Source organism: Myroides albus, from assembly GCF_009711045.1.
Taxonomy (GTDB): Bacteria; Bacteroidota; Bacteroidia; order Flavobacteriales; family Flavobacteriaceae; genus Flavobacterium; species Flavobacterium album_A.
This window is the reverse complement of the sequence record NZ_WMJX01000001.1, coordinates 245,270-268,499: the sequence shown is the minus strand read 5'-3', so window position 1 is coordinate 268,499 and position 23,230 is coordinate 245,270. Positions and strand designations below refer to the sequence as shown.

Genomic DNA, 23,230 nt, shown 5'->3' with positions numbered 1-23,230 from the left:
GTTAAACAAATACATTATATGTACGAAAAAATGATAAAATTTAATTAAATTCGCAAAAAAAACTTTGAAAAGTCAACTTACTAAACAAAAATCAATTTCCTTTGCCATCCTTTTGATTGCATCTTTTTTACCTATTTTTATTAATAGTGACGAAGCTTTCTTTAAGTTTTCTAACAATATATATTGTTGGCTTTTAACTTTTGGCTTTTTCATTCTATCTTCAACAATAATAAAGAATAAAATAGGACTATCATTCGCATATTTGATTAATCTACTAATTACCATCAATTTCTTCCAAGTGATTGTTGCACGATTTAGCTACAACAGTAGTTTTGATACAAACATGGCAATGAGTACCTTAATGACTACAACAAAAGAAGTAAGAGAAATATTTATTTCACTTATGCCTTATATACTTATTTCTATACTCTACTTCATAATTGTAACGTATTGCGCCTATAACTTAAATTCGCTAAAGAAAACTAAAACAGTGAAAGCAATTGTCATTATAACACTTTTGCTATTTATTGGAATAACTATAGATGGTCTTAGAAACAAAAAGAAAAACTTAGATTTAGAGCATATTAACGGTATTCGCTATGAACGTTATCTAAATAAAGTACCATTATTTACACTTCGTATATACGAAGAAGCTTTTGCTATTATCCGCAATACAAAAGAAATGTCAGATGATGTACACACGTATGGCAACCTAACAACAACAAACAATAACTTACAAAATGTTATTATCCTTTTAGGAGAATCTCAACGTAGAGATGCCTTATCTCTATATGGTAATTTAGAAAAAACAACACCCTATATTGATAAAAGAAAAGATAATTTACTAATCTACAACAATGCTATAGCACCGTCAGGCTCTACAATACTTTCCGTTCCTTACATGTTAAGTAGTGGCGTACCAAACGCAAGTAAATATGATCTTCACTTTATCAAAGACAATGTAATTAACCTTGCAAACCAAAGTAATATTTGGTCCACCTATTGGTTGTCTTCTCAAGAAAAGTATGGAAAGTACGTAAGTACGATATCACTCCTTGCAGAAATGGCTCAAAACAAAGAGTGGAAAGATAAAAGTCATGATGAATCTGTCCTTAAACTATTAGATCAAGCTTTAGCAGACAATAATAAAAAGAGATTTATTATCATTCATATCAACGGCAGTCACTTAGATGCTAATCAACGTTATCCAAAAGAATTTGATGTATTCAAATCGAATACTGAAAAAGCTATCAATGAATACAACAATAGTGTATTGTATACTGATTTTGTCATGGAACAAATCATCCAAAAAATAGAGAATACTAATTCTATTCTTATTTACTTATCTGATCACGGTCAAGTATTCAAAAATCACAATTACAAACACGGATGGAGTAAAAAGGGAATTGATGTTCCTTACTTTATCTGGCACAGTAATTCAGTTGATCAAAATTTTAAGATTACAGGACAAATAAACGATACTATATCGACTACAAATCTGTATGAACACACTAAGTACTATCTTGGATTAGATACAGGAATGACAAAAGATGCGAATAAGGAAAATAAAATCCTCACAGGAAATATGGAACTCAAAAATTATAAAGACCTTGAGCAAGATAATTGATACCTCTATCTTTCAATCTAACGACTAAATAAACATATTTGATCATTGTAAAACTGCTTATAGTATATAAAGGTTTAGCTTTTTCATACCTTTGTAGCTTAACGCATAGAAAAAATGAATAGTAAACTTTTAGGTAGTATTTTAATTATTGCGGGATCCTCAATAGGAGCAGGAATGTTAGCCATGCCAATTTCTTCGGCTGGAGTTGGATTTATTGGATCTTCGTTATTACTATTCTTACTATGGTTTGTCACTTGCTATACTGCTTTGCTAATGGTAAAGATCTATGAGTTTAACTCGTGCACTGATGGATTTGACACCTTGACTAGAAAATATACTAATCTATTTGTCAATCGCATTGCTGGGTTAAGTTTGATGTTTTTAATCTACTCTTTGACAGCAGCCTATATGACAGGAGGGGGAACGATTTTAAAAACAAATATCGACCTGGTATTTAACTTAGATATCAACAGAAAGTTTGCAATCATTTTATTCTCTATCCTCTTTAGCACGATAGTCATCATCGGTACCAAATCAGTCGACCTTATTACCAGAGGGCTATTTACAGCTAAAGTTATCTTTCTAATCGTATTAGTAATATTAATGATACCTTTAATTCAAGGCATTAATTTACTTTCAATGCCATTGAAGCAAGGGCTTATTATTGCTGCGATCCCACCTATCTTCACTTCATTTGGCTTTCATGGCAGTATTCCAACGATAGTCAATTATCTTGGGGGAAACAAGAAGTTACTCAATAGAGCATTCATTTTAGGGAGTTTGCTTCCATTAGCGATATATTTAATCTGGCAAATCGTAGTACTTGGCAGTTTAGATCAAACAACATTTATGTCTATACTTAGACAAAGAGAGCCTCTTGATGGCTTGATCATGAGTATTCGACAAGTAGCAAAATCAACCTATATAGAAACGCTATTTAGTCTGTTTTCAGCTGCAGCATTAGGAACATCGTTTTTAGGTGTTAGCGTTGGTCTTTATGATTATTACAAGGATTTATTAAAAAACAAATCTTCCAAAGTAATCCCTTCTTTATCAGGTGCACTTACTTTCCTTCCTCCTCTGGGTTTTGCCCTATTCTACCCTGAAGGTTTTATGAAGGCATTGGGTTTCGCAGCGATAGCAGGGGTGATTCTCGCTTTGGTGGTACCCGTCATTATTTTTGTTCGAGCAATGCAATTTCATCAGAAAAAAGTTACATTATTTAACAAAATAGCAATTTACACAACTTTATCCGTGTCCTTCATTATTATTATTGGTCAAATACTAATAGTAATGAAAAAAGTATAAACATTATACGAATGGCTTATGTATTTCTTAACATTAAACTAATTATTACTAAAAACAGTTAAGAAACTTACTTTACGCTCCTTATTTCAGAGCTTTGAGATTTTACTCGAATACATATTTCGTACCTTTGTGGATTAAGATTTTTGATAATATGAAGCAAAACTATATACATATACAATTGCTCATTATTATGTTCTTTGTTTCGATGATATCTATGGCTCAAGAAACCCAAGAACCTGATAATAGCAATATTACCCCAGACAGTGTTACTACTAAAAAAAAATTCACTGAGCGGATTGTAAGTTATTTCGAAGAGGCGAAAAAAGATAAATCAGATAAAAAATTTGACTTATCTTTTATTGGTGGCCCAAGTTATTCAGTAGATACTAAACTTGGCCTTGGAATAGTTGCCTCTGGTTTATATAGACTTGACAAAGAAAACATGGAGTTACCTCCTTCAGCTGTATCTATATATACCAATTTTACGACAAGTGGTTTCTTCTCAATTGGCTTAGAAAACACAACTATTTTTCCCAATGATGATTACCGCCTAAACTACGACATGAACTTTGCTTTCATGCCAAGTAAATTTTACGGAGTTGGTTATCAGGCTGGATCGGCAAATGAGTATTCCAAATACGATGAATATCGCCTGGCTTTAAAGTTAGATGTATTGAGAAAAGTATTGCCAAATACATATGTTGGAGTAACTTTTTCTGCTCAAAATTTCAGAGCTAAAAACTTCGAAAAAGAAGAAATGATTCCCGAAGGAGATATGCTAAGTACAGCAATCGGAGGAGGTTTTATTCTTCAATATGATTCCCGAGACTTTATTCCCAATCCCTCAAAAGGATGGTTTATTAAATACGAGCAAGTCTTTTTCCCTAAAACACTTGGGAGTAATCACCACTTTGGGCGAATTGACTTTACTGCCAGAACGTATCAACAAGTATGGAAAGGCGGGCTTTTGGCATTTGATTTGAACGGTAGCTTCAACAATGGAGATGTTCAATGGAATATGCTCTCCCTATTGGGAAGTGCTCGACAAATGAGAGGGTACTTTATGGGCCAGTATAGGGATCGAAAGCAGCTAAACACACAAGTTGAATTAAGACAGAAAATCTATAACAGACATGGAATAGCTATTTGGGGTGGAGCCGGTAATGTATTTGAAAACATCAAGAATTACGATTGGAAACACACCCTTCCAGCTTATGGTATAGGTTACAGATGGGAATTTAAAAACCGCGTCAATATCCGATTAGATTACGGCATAGGAAAAGGACAAAGTGGCTTTTACTTTAATATTAACGAATCGTTCTAAGAAATAAGACAAATGACTACGACTGAAAAAAAAGGGATTGTTTCAAAAATAATAAACAATCCGAAAGCTTTGTTTTGGTTTTATATAACTGTAAACATGGTTCCTTCCATCTATTTCTTTTTCAATGCACCTGTAAATCTCTTTGGGAAGATTGTTACCCTATTATTCCCTTTAGGGTTTTATATATTTATTTTATCCGCATTTAAGAACACAGGAAAGTGGCAAATTATTTACTTCCCTCTACTCTTCTTGCATGCTTTTCAAATTGTATTATTCTATCTGTTTGGAGAAGATGTGATCGCCGCAGATATGTTTCTCAATGTAGCAACTACAAACACAAGTGAAATTAATGAATTATTAGGTAGTTTGCTACCATCAATAGCCCTTGTTTGTTTTCTATATTTACCTGCTACTATTCTGGCCATTATGCAATGGAGAAAGAGGATTTATCTGGATTGGGCTTTCCGAAAAAAAGTATTCCTTCCTTCTTTCGCTATTTTAGCAGCAAGTTTAATTTTGTCTTTTTGGAGTGAAAACACCAATTCAAATACATTCGCCTTTAATCAACATGTGTATCCTATTAATGCCATTCACAACTTGGGGTTTGCAGTCAATAAATGGGATAAAGTAAAGCGATATCCAATAACTTCAGAAGGATTCAAATTTCACGCTGTAAAAGAAAAGAAATCACAGCAAAGAGAAATATATGTTCTGATTGTGGGTGAGACAAGTAGAGCTGACAATTGGCAACTTTATGGTTACGACAGACCTACCACGCCCCTACTCAGCAAACAAGATAATCTGTTTGTCTTCAAAGATGCACTAACGCAATCTAATACAACACACAAAAGTGTATCTATCATTTTATCAGATGCCGAAGCGAGTAATTACAATATCATATACAATAGAAAAGGAATTGCTCAAGCATTCAAAGAAGCCAATTTCAAAACAGTTTGTATTTCTAATCAAGCTGAAAATTCATCATTTATTGAATACTTTACGAAAGAAGCTGATATTTACAAGACGATTCGCACAACTGATTCAAAGACAAGAATGACCCAAAATCACTATGATGCAGAATTAATTCCCATCATGGAAGAAATCATCAATAGTACTGAAGACAACCTGTTTATACTTTTACACACCTATGGTTCACACTTTAATTATATGGAGCGCTATCCAAAGGAGTTTAAACAATTTATGTCTGACGAAATCGCAGGTGTAAAAAAATCAGAGAGGGAGCATTTACTAAATGCCTATGACAACACAATTTTGTACACTGACTACTTCTTATCAAGCACAATAGACGCCTTGAAGAAAACAAATGCCTCTACAGCATTACTATACACCTCTGACCACGGAGAAGATTTATTTGATGATAAGAGAGGGAAGTTCTTACATGCTTCACCCACACCAACTTATTATCAATTAAGAATACCTTTATTCGTATGGTTTTCAAATGAGTATAGCGCTGAGAATCAAAATAAAATAGAGGCTATTTCAACTAATGTCAACAAACCTATTTCTACAAATGCAATCTTTCATACCATGTTAGATATAGCAAGTATAAAAACAAATTATTTAGAACAAGACCTGTCTTTAGTCAACCCCATTTTTGTAACAAAAGAACGGGAATATCTAAACGACCATGATATTGCAGTCCCTTATCGAAAGATGAATCTCAAAAAAGAAGACTTTGAGATGTTAGAAAAAAACAACATTCACTAATTAAACAACAAAAAAATGACAACACTGAAACATATATTAGCAGCCACCTTACTTAGCATACCAGCTCTTTGCTTTGCCCAAAAGGAAAAAGTCGAATTGCTGCCTTATGGCAATATGGATAAGTGGATGGTAAGAGAAATTAAAGAGTCTTTCCTCATTGGTGGAAACACACAATACTTGTACTCTATCACTGATCAAAAAGACACATTAAAAGACAATACACCATATAAAAGTACCAAATCTCCTTGGGCTACTTCCTCAGTACTTGCAACTGTTAGCGGCATTACGAAAGGAAGTGTAACCGTTTTTCCTGAAAAGAGAAATAGCGGTTTTGCAGCGAGATTAGAAACGCGAATAGAACGTGTAAAAGTATTAGGTGTGATCAATATAAATGTACTTGCAAGCGGAACAATATTTTTAGGAGAAATGGTAGAACCCATAACAGACACTAAGAACCCACAAAGTAAATTAGTGACGGGTATTCCATTTACAAAAAAGCCAAAAGCCCTTCAATTTGATTACAAAGTGACAACAGGTGGTCCTTCTAAAAAAGTAAATGGTATGGGAAAAGGTACAGATGCCAACAGAAATGATATGGCTGAAATACAGATACTATTGCAAAAACGATGGGAGGATAAAGACGGAAATGTACATGCTAAAAGAATCGGAACTGGGTGGCAACGCTTTAGCAAATCGGTAAAGGAATGGCAGAACAAACACCGCATCCTTGTAAATTATGGCAACATATCCAAAGAAAGTTACTATGGAGATTATATGTCGTTGCGAAGTGGAGAAATGGCTTACTACACGAGAAATAGTAAAGGTAAAATGGTTCCTATTTTAGAAGAAGAATGGGGAGATAAAGACGATGAAGTTACCCATATTATTGTTCAATTTTCTTCAAGTAATGGGGGAGCATATATAGGAAATACAGATAGTAGACTTTGGATAGATAACGTAGGTTTAGTCTATGACGTGAAATAAGATAATGCAAATTGCACCTCAACATTTTGAATACAAAAAAAAGCATTTAATTACTTAAATGCTTTTTTTTATCTTAGAAATTTGTTTGCCCAATTTCATTGATATCTTCGTGTGGGTTCTTTGGATCTTTACCATACTCATTTGATCCTGCATTACCTTCTGTTGCAAACCATACAAGTAAGATAATTGCTCCTACTAAAGGAATCAATGCAAGAAGAAGAAGCCATCCGCTTTTTCCTAAATCGTGTAAACGACGAACAGAAACTGCTAAACCAGGAAGAAGTACAGCTAAGCTATAAATACTTCCAATAAATCCAGTTCCTAAAACATAATCTACTACAGCTAATACAAGTGACACTAATATGTTTATCAATGTAAACATCCAATACTCTTGTCTTCTTGCTCTACCATTAAAATCAGCATAATGCTCTTTAATTACTTTTAAATACCATTCCATAGGTCTAATTTTTTTTAAAACTTTAACAGCAAATTTACAATTTATTAAATTATAAAAACAAAAAAAGCAATTAAAAAATTTTAATTGCTTTTCAATATTAGTTGATTATGATCTTATTTCTTTCTTAAACTATCGTGACTATGCGTCTCAACGCCTCCATTCCATAGCGTTAAAATATCTGTTGCCACCGCTGCTCCACTCCCAGCCGCAATAGTCAATTGGCTTCTATGTCCAGCCAAAGTTCCTGCAACATATATGCCCTCAGCCACTAAGTGATCTTGATTTCTTAACTGTATGCGATTTTTAGAAGCTAAAGACTTTTGATGAGGCTCTACAAATTCTTTTAGTCCTTCAATGTCAAAAGAAGGACTCGAATTAACAGCTACTACAACAATATGAGCATGATAAGTATTCTTATTCGTTAAAACCTCGTAACTATGATCTCTCTTGATTACAGACAATACCTTCTCTCCCTCAATTTGACTGATTTGAGGATAAAACGACAAATAATCTAATGACTCCTTCAGTAAAGTACTTCCAAGTGTTCCTGGTTTAATTCCATAAGCGTTATTAAAAACAGCATCTTGAAGCATTGAAGCTTTTTGGTGTGTCATAATTCCCACTCTCTTATCTTTTGCGAAATCCTTCTTAAAAGCACTACCGAGAATTTGAGCACACGAAACACCTGATACACCACCACCTAAAATCAAAACATCATAGATAGCTACCATTCTACTTTGTTTTATTCTGAATAATTTTAGAAGTGCGGTAAATCAATAGAATGCAAACTCCACATAGTAAAGCAACAATACTTATTAACGCAATCAAACTATCTCCCTGAAATAGATTATTAAAATCAAGCATTGTAACATTAAAAATAATCAATGCTGCAATTACAACGAACATAACGTAAGTAAATATTTTCATTTTCTGTTATAAAGAATTTGAGATTATTGTCCGAAAGTACAAAAATATTATTTATTCATATTAAGCTTTAACAAAGCACGCTTGCAATTTAACATCAACACAAAAACTTTATGATAACTAACAAGTAAATTTAAGTAAGGGCTATTATTACTGAAACAAAAATTACATTGGGATGTGAAATCTACCTCAACTAACGAAAAACATTCAATATAAAAAGAGGCAATAACAAGTTGAAAATAAGCAGCAAATAGTCAAGTTTACTGCAAATAGAAACAGATATCATGCAAAAGAGAGATTCTCCTCTACATTCCTCAAGTACTTTATAGCAAAGAGTTCTTTATTTCTACTTAGGACTTTCGTACTTCTTACTTAATCTAAGCTCCCTCCATTAGAGGTCCTAAAGAGATAGACCTCCCTACCAAACCTTATATACAACAGAACTACACTCAAAGAAAATACGCCTATCTTCAATAAACTTTACAAACCGCAAATAGTAACCCTTTACGTCTAATTAACTATTTAGTTTGATTATAAAGTATCAAAGTCAAAACACTAAGAGATTAAAATAGATATAAGATTCGTATTTTTGCAAACCTTTTATATTATCTAAATTATTATGTTTCAAATCGGAAAAACAATCGTATCGGAAGATGTATTAGAAAAAGAGTTTGTATGCAATCTATCAGCGTGCAAAGGACAATGTTGCATTGATGGCGATGCAGGAGCTCCTGTAGAAGAAGGAGAAGTTGCTATAATGGAAGATATTTACGAAACAGTAAAACCTTTCCTTAGACCTGAAGGAATTGAAGCAATTGAAAGACAAGGAAAAACGGTAAAAGGAGAAGATGGGGAAATCGAAACACCATTAATTGAAGGTGGTGAATGTGCGTATGTTATTTATGAGAATAATATGGCGCTTTGCGGTATAGAGAAAGCACATCGCGAAGGATTAATCGATTGGAAAAAACCAATATCATGTCATCTATATCCTATTCGAATAAAAGAATTTTCATCATTTGCTGCGGTAAATTATCACAAATGGCACATTTGCAGTGATGCTTGTGCTTTAGGACAAGAATTAGAAGTACCCGTTTACAAGTTCTTAAAAGACCCATTAATAAGAAAATACGGAGAAGATTGGTACAAAGAACTTGAAGAGGTTGCCACAGAATGGGCTAAACAAAACAAGTAAAATTACTTTATATATAAGGTACACTCCTTGTAATCTATAATCGCTTCGCCTATTAACAATACGTCTGAACCAATAATGCCGTGAACATTTTTCGTTTTATACTCTGTCAAGGCATTATTGACATGCGTTAAATCTAATAATACAAAATTGAAGTCTTTTTGATGCCATCTTCCAAGCTGAAGATGGTTCTTATAAGATACTTGTGTAAATAATCCATTTGCTCCAGCTCCTGTGGCTTTTGTAGTCGATTCAGAAGCTACAATATTAAACATATCGATATGCGAAAAGTCAATACAACTGTTTGACGCACCTGTATCTAAGATAAAATCACCCCATACTCCATTAATTTTGGCTCTTACGAAAAGATGCTGCGTACGCGAAATCTTAAACTTAATACGCTTGTACTTTTCTTTTTTTAAAATCTCTTTTAAGTTTTCCATGAGCAAAATATAGTTTTAATTCATTTTAATAAGGTACTTTTGTACTCGCAAAATAGCAAATAAAATACACCAATAGGAATGATTTTTACAGACACACATACACATTTATATTCTGATGCATTTGCAGAAGATCGCAAAGAAACAATAAATCGAGCAATATTAAAGGGTGTTACGCGTTTTTTTATACCAGCAATCGATTCAAGTTATGCTGATAAAATGTATGAATTAGAAAAGGAATTTCCTAACAACATCTTTCTCATGATGGGATTGCATCCTACAGATGTAAAACCTGAAACTTATCAACAAGAATTAGCATTTGTAGAGAGAGAATTAGAAAGAAGACAGTTTTATGCAGTAGGAGAAATAGGCATTGACTTATATTGGGACAAGTCTACTTTAGCTTTACAACAAGAGGCATTTCAACGCCAAATTCAATTAGCCAAAAAGTACAAATTGCCAATAAACATTCATTGCCGAGATGCATTTGAAGAAGTTTTCGAAGTATTAGAAAGGGAAAAAGGGGAAGAATTAAGAGGGATTTTCCACTGTTTCTCTGGTACTGAGGAAGATGCGAGAAGAGCAATCTCTTATAACTTAAAATTGGGAATAGGTGGTGTAGCAACATTCAAGAACGGAAAAATTGATCAATTTCTTCATAAAATAGATTTAAAACACATCGTATTAGAAACTGATTCTCCGTATCTTGCACCTGTCCCTTATAGAGGAAAGAGAAACGAAAGTGCATATATTGTAAATGTAGCTGAAAAATTAGCTGCGATATACGATTTATCACTTGAAGAAATTGCCAAACAAACAACAGCTAATTCTGTTGATGTTTTTGGTATTTAAACGGAACATATATTAAATTATAGTTATAATAATAAAGCACGATAATGTCTAAATTTGACGAAATACGCCATTACCATGATCATGAAGTAAATGAAGTTCTAAAACAAATTTCAAAACACCCAATGATCAAAGCTTTAATGGGTTTTACTTTTCCTAATAAAACGGAAGATCAATGGTTGGAATCTTTAAGAGAAGTAAAATCTATACAGCAATTTCAAAATGATTTTGCTTACCATTCAATACAGAGAATCCTTGAGAAAAGTTCGAATGGACTAAGCTCATCAGGTTTCGAAAAACTTGATAAAAACACTTCTTATCTATATATCTCTAATCACCGTGACATTATTATGGATACATCACTATTGAATGTATCTCTAAAAGATCATGGAATGATTATGACTGCTTCTGCAATTGGAGATAATTTAGTACAAAAGTCATTTTTATTAGCACTTGCAAAAGTCAATAGAAACTTCCTTGTTAGAAGGGGATTACCACCGCGTGAACTATTGGAAAGCTCTAAGTTAATGTCTGAATACATCAGACATCTATTGACCGAAGAGAATAGATCTGTGTGGATTGCTCAGAGAGAAGGTCGTACCAAAGATGGAAATGACGCCACACATCAAGGAGTACTAAAAATGCTGGGAATGGCATCTGATGAGGAATGCCTAATGGATTATTTTAAAAAGATAAAGATTGTTCCCGTTTCTATTTCTTATGAATACGACCCTACGGATGCCTTGAAAATGCCTCAAATATTAGCTAAAGCGAATAATGAAGATTATGTAAAAGATCGCAACGAAGACTTCATTAACCTTTATAGCGGTATCATAGGTCAGAAAAGGGGAATTCACATTCACGTAGGAGATGTACTTGATGCAGAATTAGACAATATCAAAGCAAACTTTGATAAAACCAATAAACAAATGCAAGCCCTCACTTCTGTGATTGATAACTCCATCATCAAGAACTATAGATTGTGGCCTACAAATTATATTGCATACGACATTTTAAACAAAACAAATAAGTTTAAAGACAAATATACTGATCAAGAAAAACAATTGTTTGAAAGAAGATTGGAATTGCGCGTCAATAAGGAAAACCAAATTATTGTTGATAATTTCTTAGCGATGTATGCAAACCCAGTAGTTAATAAATTAAAACTAATAGAAAATGAATAAGCCTTCAATCCTTTTGATTTATACAGGAGGGACAATAGGCATGGTCAAAGACTTTAAAACAGGTGCTTTAAAGGCATTTAATTTTGACCAGCTTGTAGAGCGCATCCCAGAATTACACCTTTTGGATTGTTCTATTGAAACTTATTCTTTTGACGTTCCAATTGATTCATCGGATATGCGCCCTGAAATGTGGGTACAAATGGCCTCTGTTATTGAAGAATACTATGAGAAATTCGATGGTTTTGTAATTTTACATGGCTCTGATACTATGTCATATTCAGCATCTGCGCTGAGCTTTATGTTGGAAAACTTACACAAACCCGTTATCCTAACAGGGTCACAATTACCAATTGGCGATCTGCGTACTGATGCGAAAGAAAACTTAATTACAGCCATACAAGTAGCTGCTTTGCAGAATAACAATTTACCTGTAATTCAGGAGGTTTGTTTATACTTTGAGTACAAACTCTATAGAGGAAATAGAACATCAAAGGTAAGTGCTGAATTATTTAACGCCTTCACATCTCCAAATATACCTCACTTGGCAGAGTCAGGGGTCAATTTAAGAGTAAACAAATCTCTCTTGACTTATACCTCACAAGACTTGCCTTTTACAGTATATAAGAAAATGTCGAGAGATGTCATGATCTTGAAAGTTTTCCCAGGAATACAACAAAATGTATTACAAGCCATTCTAAATATTCCAGAGCTAAAAGGAATAGTATTAGAAACATACGGATCGGGAAATGCCCCAACAGAAGCATGGTTCTTAAACACACTATCTCAGGCTATTAAAAAAGGGCTAAAGGTTATCAATGTAACCCAGTGTTCTAGTGGAAGTGTACATATGGGCAAATATGAAACCAGTACTGAATTAAAGGAAATTGGCGTTATCTCAGGAAAAGATATTACCACAGAAGCGGCAATCACCAAACTAATGTACCTATTGGCAAAAAGTGATATCAGCGATTTTAAATTAGCTTTTGAAACACCAATCTGTGGTGAAATGGAAGATTAATTGCTATATTCGCAACTAAAATAAACAGAAAGGTGGCCGAGCGGTCGAAGGCGCACGCCTGGAAAGTGTGTATACAGCAATGTATCGAGGGTTCGAATCCCTTCCTTTCTGCAAATCATTTTTATATCGAATCAGTATTAAGCGTTGGAAACGAAGCTAAACTTATGCCAATCTAAAAGAAATAGATGCTCTTTTCTTTTCACCTCTATACACAATACAAAAGAGTTTAACGCTTGAATGATGTGATTGATCAAAGGTTTTTGCCCTACTGTGAATAAAGTAATGACAAATTCCACCCTGATAGGTAGTTTAGCTACTTAAAAAGACACTAAAGTATATCAGTGTCGTTCTTTCGATATCACTAATCCTCCCCATTAGTTAATCACCTATTATTTCTCTAACAATTCTTTGATTATCTACCTGTCGAAGGTGATTTACCTGGGCATTAACTTATTGAATACACTGGTATAATTCAAATCAAGACTCAGCTTTATCTCGTTGACTCCTACAGCTCTATGCTGTATCTTAGTATATATTACACACTACTCTAATTGGGTAGCAACCTTCTTTTACTAAAAGAGTTAAAAGGAAAGCCTAACCTCACGATAGCTAACAAACCTCTTAAGCTATTTGTCATCTATAAAATATGTATGCTAAACACATTCGTTTTTAAACTTATAGACTGTTTATGACCGTATTAAAAACAGAAAAAAACAGTACTTTCTTAGGAGTTCCTTGGGGGTTTCTTCGAGTATCCTTGGGGTTTTATACGCAAAAACCAGTGTTTCTCGAAGAAAACCCCTAGCAACCTGCAAGAAACCCCTAAGAAAGTACCAACAAAATTGCACTTATCTAAATTTAATAGAACAGAACAAAGGTTCATGGGTTAAATCAAATTCACTCCCTTCATTCCTTTCATAGTTTACAAATAAGCCTTAAGGGAAAGGCTTATTTAACTCCCTATCCTATGGTAACTTTGCCATTTATACTGTATGTAATTTACTTTGAAACAAGTGCCTTACATCGATCTGATTTTGAAAACCATACCTCAACTATGGGGCACTGACCAAACGTATATTCGAGATAGCATAAGTACCTTTGCTTCTGCCTTAGTAAGTTCGTTTGTTTGCAACCGTAAACTACCTTCCTTTATCAGCATTAAAACTCCTCTCCCTTACCAACCAATAAAGCACTGATCGTTTTATAGCTATAAACCGAAGTATCCACTAATGCTCTTTAATGATATCATAGATGCAGTCTTTCTTTAGAGTTCTTTTAAGTGGAAATCACCATAGACCTCTAAACCTACCATTTGAACAATAATAAAATGCTATACTAAACAAATAGGCCTGGTTAGCTTTAGCACTTGGGAGCTCTCAACTATCAGACAATAGCCTTGTGATATATTCTTCATAACAAGGCATAACACTATCCCTTTCTAACAAAACATACAATCACTTTTATCCACAAAAAAAGGGTGGCCTCTAAACGAAACCACCCAAAGTAAAAATCGATTACTTTATAACTAACTTTAACTTTTTCTCTACTACAGCAGTTACTCTATAGCAAAGTAATAATAACTAACCTTAAATATAACTTTATAACAACCCTAGTTAGTAATCGATAGCTACACGTTGTTCTACAACAGATTTTATAAAAGAAACAACCTTCAAATGTTCAGGATGTTTCGCATAAATATCCAAATCTTCAAAGTTTTCAAACTTCGTAAAAAGCATTACATCGCAATTGCCTGCATCTGCTTCTGGTAGATTAAACTCTACTCTAATTTCGTTCAACTGAACTATCTTATCTTTAAGTGCTAATAACTGTTCTCTCATCTCAAGTTTATTAGCTTCCTTATTCTCTGCTTTCAATTTCCACATTACAATATGTGTCACCATGATGATATCATTTTTAAAATTACGTGTACTAAAGATAAAAACTCCTTTTCGATATTCTACTTCTTTAGCTTATCTTTAATTCGATTGGCCTCTTTAATAAACTTGCCCAGTTGTTCGGTATCACGTTGTTCTAAATAATTTCTAAACGAACTCAACTTATCCAAATAAATATCTAAAATAGGTAATATATGATCCGCATTCTGTTCAAATATAGGTAGCCACATATCTACGGAACTCTTTGCAAGTCGAACGGTAGAAGCAAATCCCCCTGCGGCAAGATTAAATATTGCCGTGTCATCTTTCTCTTTATCCAACACCGCTACAGCAAGTGCATAGGAGATAGCATGCGACAAATGAGATACATATCCCACATGTTCATCATGAGAATGAGCATCCATTAGTATCAAACGCATATCCAAATGATAATACATCTCTGAAATTACATTTAATGCTTTAGGATTTGATTTCTCTGGATCGCAGATAATTGCGACTCTATCTTTAAACAATCCCTTAAATGCTGCCTCAGGTCCGCTAAACTCAGTTCCAGACATTGGATGTGTTGCTACAAAATTACCGCGATTGGCATGATTGGCCACCGCATCAGACAACATTGATTTTGTCGAACCAACATCTAACACAAACTTGTCCTCTGAAATCCTATCCAGGACATAAGGAACCAATTCAACTGTTGCATTTACAGGAGTTGCTAATACAATAATATCAGAACGTGAAATTAAATTATCTAAGTCGACTGCTTCGTCAATAATCTTTAATTCTAATGCCTTTTTTAAGTTAGTATCTGATAAATCACTACCAATAATTTTAGATGCAAATCCTTTTTCCTTTAAATCTAAAACCATGGATCCCCCAATCAATCCAACACCAACTAATCCAATTACTTTTGCCATACTTTCTTTTTATCCCACAAACTTATATAAATAAGTTTATACCAATCAATAGTTTAATTACAACATTGATGAAGGGCAAACAAATTTTGTTTTTGGCAATAAAGATTCATTTCGAATAACATTAAACCCACCTACTACATCAACAATATTTTTTATTCCGTACTTATACAACAATGAAGCTGCTATCATACTTCTGTATCCTCCTGCACAATAGACAATCAACAAATCCTGCTTTGAAACTTCACTTACTCTATCTTCCAGTTGATTCAAAGGAAGGTTTATAGAGTTTTCAAGATGTTCGGCATTATACTCATTGATTTTCCTAACATCAAATAAAACAGCTTTACTCTTTTCTTTTAGTGCGTCTAATTCCTTCGCTTCTATGCGCTTAATTTTTTCAACAGGCAAATTAGCAGACTTCCACGTATCAAAACCACCTTCTAAATAACCAATTGTATTGTCGTATCCTACACGTGACAAACGAATCATACTTTCCTCCTCACTTCCTTTCTCTGTGATGAGTACAATTTTTTGTTTGATATCTTTGATCATCTCTCCTACCCAGACAGCAAATGGCCCTTTCAATCCTATATTCAAACTATTTGGAATAAATCCTTCCGAGAAAGTCTGAGCATCTCTTGTATCGAGAACTAATATTTCTTTGTCGTTCAATAGGCCTTTAAACTCCTCTAATTTGATTGGTTTATTGGCGCGATCTAAAACGTTATCCAAATTTTCATAACCCTGAATATTCATCAAGACATTATTTGGGAAATATTGTGGCGGAGTAGCTAAGCCCGTTAATAATTCTTTGACAAACTCATCTTCTGTCATATCAGCACGCAAAGCATAATTCGTTTTCTTTTGATTGCCCAATGTATCAGTCGTCTCCTTACTCATGTTTTTCCCACATGCAGAACCCGCACCGTGATTAGGATAGACAATTAAATTATCTGGTAAAGGCATAATTTTGGTGCGCAATGACTGAAATAAATGTCGAGCCAATATTTCCTCAGTAATCTCAGATTTTACTAACTGTACTAAATCAGGTCTTCCCACATCGCCAATGAACAGTGTATCCCCCGTAATAATTGCGTGTTTCTCTCCTTTTTCATCATAAACCAGATACGTACTACTCTCCATAGTATGACCTGGAGTATGTAAAACCTGCACTTTTATTTTTCCAATCTCAAATACTTGATTATCCTCAGCAACAATAGCATCATACCCAGGCTGTGCAGTAGGTCCAAAGACAATTTTAGCTCCTGTTTTCTTCACTAAATCTAAATGACCACTAACAAAATCTGCATGAAAATGTGTCTCAAAAACAAATTTAATCTTAGCTCCGTCTGCATCTGCTCTATCAATATATGGTTGAACATCTCTCAATGGATCAAAAATTGCCGCTTCTCCTTCACTTTCTAAATAATATGCAGCGTGTGCAATACAACCAGTATATATCTGTTCTATTTTCATATAATCAAAATTTACACAAGTAAAATTATCACAGTAATTGTTAAATAAATATGACATATATCAGTCAACAAATTATTTTAGAATCCCGTTTTGTAAAAAATCCAAATACACTGTGAAATATCGTTAAAAATGAGAGAAAGAGAATAATATTTCATAATTTAACGCATAAACTAACAATTATGACAAAGTATAAATTCGCATCACTTCAAGAATTACAAGAAAAAGGCCACAACATTCACAGATTGCCTTTCTCTATTCGTATTCTATTAGAGAATGTTTTGCGTAATCACGATGGATATGTGATTACAGACGAACATTTAGACACATTAATAAACTGGGATCCTAAGGGGACAGATAAAGACATTCCCTTTAAACCTGCGAGAGTTTTAATGCAAGACTTTACAGGGGTTCCTGCAGTAGTAGATATTGCATCGTTAAGAGATGAGTTCATCAGACAAGGTAAGGACGGAAACAAAATCAACCCAGCGATACCCGTTGATTTAGTTATAGACCACTCTGTACAAGTAGATTATTACGGAACTGACTACGCCTACCAAAATAACGTTGAAAAAGAGTACGAACGCAATTCAGAGCGATATGAATTGCTAAAGTGGGCTCAAAAAGAACTAAACAACTTTACTGTAGTACCTCCAGGTATGGGTATTTGTCACCAAGTGAACTTAGAATACTTAGCAAAAGGAATCATCGAGCGCGATGGATGGGCCTTCCCTGACACATTAGTAGGTACTGATTCACATACTCCGATGGTTAACGGTATTGGTGTGATTGCCTGGGGAGTTGGAGGTATAGAGGCTGAAGCAGCAATGTTAGGACAACCTATCTACTTTACTTGTCCAGAAGTTATTGGGTTAAAACTAACAGGAAAAATACCACAAGGAGCAACTGCAACAGATATGGTGTTATCCATTACAAAGTTATTGCGTCAACATGGCGTTGTAGGAAAATTCGTAGAGGTATTTGGCGATGGACTAGACAATCTTTCTGTAACGGATAGAGCTACTATTTCAAATATGTCTCCAGAGTTTGGATGTACTGTAACCTATTTCCCAATTGATGATCGTACGCTTGACTATATGCGCGCAACCAACAGAGAAGAAAAACAAGTACAATTAGTAGAAGAATATTGTAAAAACAATATGCTTTGGAGAACAGGAAAAGAAAACATTGAATACACTACTGTCTTAGAATTAGATCTAAATACACTGGAGCCAACGGTATCAGGCCCGAAACGTCCTCAAGATAAAATATTGGCAAAAGACTTAGGCAAATCATTCTCTACTCTATTACAAGATGAATATAAACGTACTTATGTAACGACAAAAGAGAGAAGAGAACACGCTTGGTTATCTGAAGGAGGATCAGGTACAGAATTTCAATATGAAGAAAGAAAAGAAAGTAACCAGCAAGTTGAAGTAGTACAAGACAGCCTTCGCTCTGTACGCATCAAACAAAAAAACAAAGAATATGTTCTCAGTGATGGAAGTATCGTTATAGCAGCTATCACGAGTTGTACGAATACATCAAATCCAGAAGTAATGATTGGGGCAGGTCTTGTAGCGCGTAAAGCCATACAAAGAGGGCTAAGAACCAAATCTTGGGTAAAAACAAGTTTGGCGCCAGGATCAAAAGTGGTGACCCAATACCTTCAACGCTCTGGATTATTGGAAGACTTAGAAGCACTGAGATTCCACACTGTGGGTTATGGGTGTACTTCTTGTATAGGTAACAGTGGACCTTTGCCATTACCTGTTGCTGAAGCAGTCAAAAAAGGAGACCTTATTGTTGCATCTGTGTTATCAGGAAACAGAAACTTCGAAGCCAGAGTTCACCCTCAAGTGAAGATGAATTTCTTAATGTCACCAATGCTTGTAGTTGCTTATGCATTAGTGGGACGAGTTGATATTGATTTAATCAATGAGCCTTTAGATTATGATCCTAATGGAGAACCTGTTTACTTAAAAGATATTTGGCCAACACATGAAGAAATTAGAGAGGTAATTAATCAATCGCTAAAACGCGAAGATTTTGATCAAGTATATAGTGTCATTTTTGACGGGGAAAAAGATTGGCAAGAACTACAAGCTCCGACAGGACAAAAATTTGATTGGGACAAAGACTCCACTTATATTAGACAAGCTCCATTCTTTGAAAACCTTCCTTCAGAATTAAAGCCTATTAGCGATATTCACAAAGCCAAAGTATTACTTTACCTTGGTGACTCAGTGACTACTGACCACATCTCTCCTGCAGGAGCCTTTAACGAAGAGTCAGCAGCAGGTAAATACTTGCTAAGTCAGGGAGTTTCACCTAAAGACTTTAACTCTTATGGCTCGCGTCGTGGAAATCACGAAGTCATGATGAGAGGAACTTTTGCAAACGTTCGCATTAAGAACAAAATTGCTCAAAGAGAAGGTGGGTACAGTACCTATTTACCAACTAATGAATCTCTGACTGTTTTTGATACGGCAATGAAGTACAAAGAAGATAACACTCCTCTAATTGTCATTGCTGGAAAAGAATACGGAAGTGGTTCATCAAGAGATTGGGCAGCAAAAGGAACTTACTTATTAGGAGTAAAAGCTGTTATTGCAGAAAGCTTTGAGCGTATTCACAGAAGTAATCTAATCGGTATGGGAATAGTACCGTTGCAGTTTTTAGAAAATCAAAATGCAGAAACATTGGGATTAACTGGTAAAGAAACGTTCACTATAACAGGATTAGAAGATGATATCAAACCACACAAAATAATAGATGTCACAGCTACATTAGAGAATGGAAAATCAATTCAATTCCAAGTAAAAGCTCGATTCGATTCACTAATAGAAATTGAGTATTACCGAAATGATGGTATTCTACAATACGTTTTGAGAGATTATCTCAAAAAGTAATACAAAGCAAAAGGCTCTTTCAATATGAAAGAGCCTTTTTTTATACAAATCCCAATTTAATTGCTTTCTGAATCAATGTTTGCGTATCAGCAACTTCGAATACTTGCTTCATTTTTGCCAATCGCTTTTTAATAGTAGGATTAGACAATGGAATGTGATTTTCCAATTCTTGTAACTTATATCCCTTTGACAAAAGAACTAAAATTGATCGATTATAATCATCATACATCATCTCTTTTCGCACAATCTCACTCAAACAATGTTTAACAATATCACTTTGATAACGTTCACCTTTTAAAACATCTTGAACAATGTCTATTAAACTTCCTGGTGAAATTTCATGCTTACTTGCCAAACCATTAGGTCGAATATTCTTGACAATCTCGTAAATGGTAATTACTTCAGTATGCCCTGTAATCATCACTGTTTTACAGCTTGGCATTACCTTATTAAGATAAAGAATAATATCTCCCCCATCATTCCACTTAAAGTCAACATTACCTGGAACTGAGAAGTCTACAATTGCAATATCAAAGCTTTCTCCTTTTTCTACAGCAGTATCTATCATAGATTTTGCTGACAAACAATCGAAAGCTTTAGTAAATTTAGATGATACAAATGGGCTTCCTTCCTTACATAAGGCAAGAATATAGCCCTCCACAATTAAGGGGTGATCATCGACTAAGAAGATATTATACATTATGACAATTTTTAATTCACTATAAAGATAAATAAAACATAACAATTTATAAAATTAAGCATTTAATTAACTTTATTGACCCCATAAACATATCTCTGTTAACACCTAAATTAGCAAAACAAGGCATAAACAACTCGTTTTTAACATATTAAAAACAACAAAGACACTTCAAGCTTTTTATCTTTCTATGAAAAAATTTAATTATTTTTATAAAGCAACAAAGTCCCTTTAACAACTATAATGAGATTCTCCTACATACAAGGTATAACCTACATATTAATTATAGCTCTTTTCATTAACTGCAAAAGAGAAGCAAACAGCATCACACATCAACAGTCAGTAGAACAATTACCTCAAAAAAAATCTAATGACAGTCTTGCCAATCAAGAGATGGATAGCCTCCTTCACAAGGCCTTACGGCTAAGAAATAACGAAGAAAACAGAAATTACTCCTTAGAATTACTCAAAAAGGTAAGAAACCTTGATAATTTTCAAAGTCTAACTGCCTTTGATTCACTAAGTAATCAGTTAATATTATATTCCGAGAATAAAAGCGACTTTGAAATACAAGGACAAGTTTTTAAACTAAAGGCTCAAAAACACTATTTCGAAAATCAGTTAGATAGTACTTATCAATTTCTTGTCAAAGCAGAACAAAGTTACAATCAATTACAGGACAGCATTGAATTAGGTAGAATTTCAATTGCAAAAGCTCAGATAGTATTCGAGCACGGTATATATACGGAAAGTGAAAAGGAAATACTCAAAGGATTGCGCTTGCTAAAAAACACTAAAGATAAAACCATACTTTACAAAGCAAATCACCTTTTAGCCATTAACTTAATCGAACTCTTTGATTACTCTGAAGCTAAAAAGTACTTCGCCATTACAAAGACAATTGTCAATGAATTAAAAGACAGTAACGCAATTACACAACAAGAAGCAGAACATTATACTTCACATATAAACAACAATCTTTCTCACTTATACTACTATGAAGGAGATTTACAGAAAGCCAAAAAGTACGCTTTAAAAGGACTTTATGAATATCCTAATATTCCCAAAGAATCACGCCTATACAGCATCTTATTAACGAACCTCATCAAGGCTAAAATAGATTTGGGCGAGTTTGAAAACTTATTAGATTATATAGACGAAATTGTAGCTCTTGAAACAAAATACAACAGTAAAGGTACTTATAGTGGAGGACTTCCAAGCACTTACTTAGTAAAAGCTAAGTACTATATTCATCAAAATAATCTACCTAAAGCTCTCGAATATTGTAAGAAAGCTTATGATAGGGCAAACTATGAAAAACGATATCAGATTGCGAAAGAAGCCTTGGCCTTTATGTCGAAATACGATACCACAAATGCACAAGAACACATCAGTAAGTTTCTTGAACTAAATGATAAATTATTTAAGATTGAACGACAAAGCAAGAACAAATTTGCGCGAATTGAATTTGAAGCAGAACAATTGTCACTGCAAAATCAACAGTTAATAGCTGATAAAAAAAATATCATTCTCATCAGTAGCTTGATATTAATTGTTTTTATTGGAACAATTATCATGCTCATACTGTATATCAAAAACAAAAGCTTAAGGTATCAACATAGAAGTCAATTAGCTGATGAGAAGATTTACAAATTAATATTAGAACAAAAAGACCTCTCAGATAATGCAAAGTTTGAAGAAAGAAAAAGAATAGCAAAGGAACTACACGATGGCATTATTAATAGAATATTCACCACCAGATTCCATCTAATGCAGTTAGATGGAAACTCAAATGAAGAACAAAGAAAGCTTTTGATAAATGAATTACATGTAGCAGAAGAAGAAATAAGAACAATATCAACTATTTTAAGTCAGGAAAAATTGTCGGATCAAAATCCTTTTGATCAACTCATTGAAGACTTAATTTCAAATCAGCAAAATGCTTTTAACAGTCAATTTCACTACAATCCAGACGCAAGTATTAATTGGGATAGACTCAATAGTGAACAGAAGTTAAACGTCTATCGAATACTTCAAGAAGTATTTCAAAACATAAATAAGCATTCGAAAGCAACAGAAGTAATAGTTTCTACCATAAAACTAAGGGATGGCCGATTCCAATTAATCATAAAGGACAATGGCATTGGGTTTAATTCAAAAGATAATAGAATCTTAAGTAAAGGTACAGGCTTAAAAAATATGAAAGAAAGAGCTAAAGAGTTAGGTGCCAATCTGAAGATTACCAGTAAGCCGAATGAAGGAGTTACTATCTTATTAGATTTGGATATATATCAATAGAAAAAG

Annotated in this window: 19 protein-coding genes and 1 tRNA gene; 12 read left to right on the top strand and 8 right to left on the bottom strand. The window is 33.9% G+C overall.

Annotation, left to right across the window (positions count from 1 at the left end):
* The first annotated feature begins 64 nt into the window (after nt 1-64).
* The 5 genes from GJV76_RS01200 (at nt 65) to GJV76_RS01180 (ending at nt 6,971) form a co-directional block, all read left to right on the top strand.
* Nucleotides 65-1,627, top strand: coding sequence for a phosphoethanolamine transferase (locus tag GJV76_RS01200; RefSeq protein ID WP_155090817.1), 1,563 nt, complete (start codon nt 65-67; stop codon nt 1,625-1,627).
* A gap of 114 nt (nt 1,628-1,741) precedes the next feature.
* Nucleotides 1,742-2,935 carry an aromatic amino acid transport family protein gene (locus GJV76_RS01195; RefSeq protein ID WP_155090816.1) on the top strand — a complete coding sequence of 398 codons (1,194 nt, stop codon included), beginning with the start codon at nt 1,742-1,744 and terminating at the stop codon, nt 2,933-2,935.
* Between the two features lie 151 nt (nt 2,936-3,086).
* Nucleotides 3,087-4,259 (top strand): BamA/TamA family outer membrane protein, encoded by a 1,173-nt coding sequence (locus GJV76_RS01190; RefSeq protein WP_155090815.1) that lies wholly within the window; start codon nt 3,087-3,089, stop codon nt 4,257-4,259.
* Nucleotides 4,260-4,271: 12 nt separating this feature from the next.
* Nucleotides 4,272-5,987: a phosphoethanolamine transferase gene (locus tag GJV76_RS01185; protein ID WP_155090814.1), complete on the top strand. Its 1,716-nt coding sequence runs from the start codon at nt 4,272-4,274 to the stop codon at nt 5,985-5,987.
* A 15-nt stretch (nt 5,988-6,002) separates the two neighbouring features.
* Nucleotides 6,003-6,971 carry a PCMD domain-containing protein gene (locus GJV76_RS01180; protein ID WP_155090813.1) on the top strand — a complete coding sequence of 323 codons (969 nt, stop codon included), beginning with the start codon at nt 6,003-6,005 and terminating at the stop codon, nt 6,969-6,971.
* A gap of 73 nt (nt 6,972-7,044) precedes the next feature.
* Here GJV76_RS01180 and GJV76_RS01175 read toward each other — a convergent pair whose 3' ends face one another.
* The 3 genes from GJV76_RS01175 to GJV76_RS01165 all read right to left on the bottom strand — a co-directional run bounded on the left by GJV76_RS01175 (nt 7,045) and on the right by GJV76_RS01165 (nt 8,355).
* Nucleotides 7,045-7,428: a DUF805 domain-containing protein gene (locus GJV76_RS01175; RefSeq protein WP_155090812.1), complete on the bottom strand. Its 384-nt coding sequence runs from the start codon at nt 7,426-7,428 to the stop codon at nt 7,045-7,047.
* A 113-nt stretch (nt 7,429-7,541) separates the two neighbouring features.
* Nucleotides 7,542-8,159, bottom strand: coding sequence for an FAD-dependent oxidoreductase (locus tag GJV76_RS01170; RefSeq protein ID WP_155090811.1), 618 nt, complete (start codon nt 8,157-8,159; stop codon nt 7,542-7,544).
* A 1-nt stretch (nt 8,160) separates the two neighbouring features.
* On the bottom strand, nt 8,161-8,355 hold the full coding sequence (locus GJV76_RS01165; RefSeq protein WP_155090810.1) for a hypothetical protein: 195 nt from the start codon (nt 8,353-8,355) through the stop codon (nt 8,161-8,163).
* Nucleotides 8,356-8,971: 616 nt separating this feature from the next.
* Between GJV76_RS01165 and GJV76_RS01160 the strand changes: the two genes are divergently transcribed.
* Nucleotides 8,972-9,547, top strand: a complete 576-nt coding sequence (locus GJV76_RS01160) for a DUF3109 family protein (RefSeq protein WP_155090809.1) — start codon at nt 8,972-8,974, stop codon at nt 9,545-9,547.
* A 2-nt stretch (nt 9,548-9,549) separates the two neighbouring features.
* On the opposite strand, the gene GJV76_RS01155 is transcribed toward GJV76_RS01160, so the two are convergent.
* Entirely contained in the window at nt 9,550-9,987 is a 438-nt protein-coding gene (locus tag GJV76_RS01155; RefSeq protein ID WP_155090808.1) for a retropepsin-like aspartic protease, read from the bottom strand.
* Nucleotides 9,988-10,065: 78 nt separating this feature from the next.
* On the opposite strand from GJV76_RS01155, the gene GJV76_RS01150 reads away from it, so the two are divergent.
* The 4 genes from GJV76_RS01150 (at nt 10,066) to GJV76_RS01135 (ending at nt 13,146) form a co-directional block, all read left to right on the top strand.
* Nucleotides 10,066-10,836 (top strand): TatD family hydrolase, encoded by a 771-nt coding sequence (locus GJV76_RS01150; RefSeq protein WP_155090807.1) that lies wholly within the window; start codon nt 10,066-10,068, stop codon nt 10,834-10,836.
* A 44-nt stretch (nt 10,837-10,880) separates the two neighbouring features.
* Nucleotides 10,881-12,017 (top strand): 1-acyl-sn-glycerol-3-phosphate acyltransferase, encoded by a 1,137-nt coding sequence (locus tag GJV76_RS01145; protein ID WP_155090806.1) that lies wholly within the window; start codon nt 10,881-10,883, stop codon nt 12,015-12,017.
* Nucleotides 12,010-13,035, top strand: a complete 1,026-nt coding sequence (locus GJV76_RS01140; RefSeq protein WP_155090805.1) for an asparaginase — start codon at nt 12,010-12,012, stop codon at nt 13,033-13,035. Before GJV76_RS01145 ends, GJV76_RS01140 begins: the two co-directional genes overlap by 8 nt.
* Before the next feature lie 26 nt (nt 13,036-13,061).
* A tRNA-Ser gene (locus tag GJV76_RS01135) sits at nt 13,062-13,146 on the top strand.
* A gap of 1,502 nt (nt 13,147-14,648) precedes the next feature.
* Here the strand turns inward: GJV76_RS01135 and GJV76_RS01130 are convergent.
* The 3 genes from GJV76_RS01130 to GJV76_RS01120 are packed head-to-tail and all read right to left on the bottom strand — an operon-like array spanning nt 14,649 to nt 17,320.
* Nucleotides 14,649-14,936 carry a Dabb family protein gene (locus tag GJV76_RS01130; RefSeq protein ID WP_155090804.1) on the bottom strand — a complete coding sequence of 96 codons (288 nt, stop codon included), beginning with the start codon at nt 14,934-14,936 and terminating at the stop codon, nt 14,649-14,651.
* Nucleotides 14,937-14,992: 56 nt separating this feature from the next.
* The gene (locus GJV76_RS01125) at nt 14,993-15,844 is read right to left on the bottom strand and encodes a prephenate dehydrogenase (protein WP_155090803.1); all 852 of its coding nucleotides are present in this window, start codon (nt 15,842-15,844) and stop codon (nt 14,993-14,995) included.
* Nucleotides 15,845-15,901: 57 nt separating this feature from the next.
* Nucleotides 15,902-17,320, bottom strand: coding sequence for an MBL fold metallo-hydrolase (locus tag GJV76_RS01120; RefSeq protein ID WP_155090802.1), 1,419 nt, complete (start codon nt 17,318-17,320; stop codon nt 15,902-15,904).
* Between the two features lie 179 nt (nt 17,321-17,499).
* Here GJV76_RS01120 and acnA point away from each other — a divergent pair, with 179 nt between their 5' ends.
* Nucleotides 17,500-20,229, top strand: coding sequence for an aconitate hydratase AcnA (acnA, locus tag GJV76_RS01115; protein ID WP_155090801.1), 2,730 nt, complete (start codon nt 17,500-17,502; stop codon nt 20,227-20,229).
* A gap of 40 nt (nt 20,230-20,269) precedes the next feature.
* On the opposite strand, the gene GJV76_RS01110 is transcribed toward acnA, so the two are convergent.
* Complete coding sequence (locus tag GJV76_RS01110) at nt 20,270-20,929, bottom strand: DNA-binding transcriptional response regulator (RefSeq protein WP_155090800.1); 660 nt, start codon at nt 20,927-20,929, stop codon at nt 20,270-20,272.
* 240 nt (nt 20,930-21,169) lie between these two features.
* Between GJV76_RS01110 and GJV76_RS01105 the strand changes: the two genes are divergently transcribed.
* On the top strand, nt 21,170-23,224 hold the full coding sequence (locus tag GJV76_RS01105) for an ATP-binding protein (protein WP_155090799.1): 2,055 nt from the start codon (nt 21,170-21,172) through the stop codon (nt 23,222-23,224).
* Nucleotides 23,225-23,230: the final 6 nt, after the last annotated feature.